The organism is Natronolimnobius sp. AArcel1, from assembly GCF_011043775.1.
Lineage (GTDB): Archaea > Halobacteriota > Halobacteria > Halobacteriales > Natrialbaceae > Natronolimnobius.
On record NZ_JAAKXY010000020.1, the window covers coordinates 1 to 746 of the forward strand.

Consider the following 746-nt stretch of genomic DNA (forward strand, 5'->3'; position numbering starts at 1 on the left):
GGCACTGTCTAGTTTAGCACCTCCTCAGTCGGCGTTCGTCCATCGAGCGATTGATGCGGTCTCTGTCGGTTGTAGTAATGCACAAATTGTTCAATCCATTTGCGAGCGCTCCGCCGACTGCCCACCCATGAGTTATGGAAACGGTCGACGCGCATTTTGAATGTGTGGAACCACTTTTCGATGAGGTTTCGGTCAGTATAATCAACCCGACCGTTCAGCCCTAACCGCGCAAGGGCAGTCCGATAGCCAAACTGATCAACGAGAAACACCGCCTCGGAGAGATCGTGTTTCTCGCGGAGTCCATGCAGGAACGCAGCCGCCGGATCGGTACCGTGGCGTCCGAACAACTGAGCGTCGAGAATCAACTTTGTATCGAGGTCTATTGCAGCGTATAACCAAGACCATTCGCCGTTTATTTTGACAGCGGTCTCGTCAACCGCGACCCGCGAGGGCTTTGCCCTCGGCGGGTCGGGAACGCTGTCAGCAAGCCGATGTACCCAATTCCAAATTGCTCCATGAGAGCGTTCAATGCCTAATTCAGCGAGAATAGTTGTTGTCTCACGAAGAGAACATCCAGTCGCGTGGAGACGGACGGCGAACACCCTAGCGGGTGTCGCCGTCCGCTCACGCTCCCAAGCTTCATCAAATTCCGCCGCGTATGACTCGCTGAGCAGGTCTGCGAGCTGCATGATCAAACCAACTCTACGACCTGCTCACTTCTCAAACCACGCTAACTAGACGGTGCC

Annotated in this window: 1 protein-coding gene; it reads right to left on the bottom strand. The window is 54.8% G+C overall.

Annotation, left to right across the window (positions count from 1 at the left end; all coding sequences use genetic code 11):
* Positions 1-8: 8 nt before the first annotated feature.
* The gene (locus tag G6M89_RS22065) at positions 9-689 is read right to left on the bottom strand and encodes an IS6 family transposase (RefSeq protein ID WP_165164050.1); all 681 of its coding nucleotides are present in this window, start codon (positions 687-689) and stop codon (positions 9-11) included.
* Positions 690-746: the final 57 nt, after the last annotated feature.

What these genes read in the sequence shown, in the direction of transcription:
- G6M89_RS22065 (WP_165164050.1), bottom strand. Translation starts at nt 689, where the DNA reads ATGCAGCTCGCAGACCTGCTCAGCGAGTCATACGCGGCGGAATTTGAT.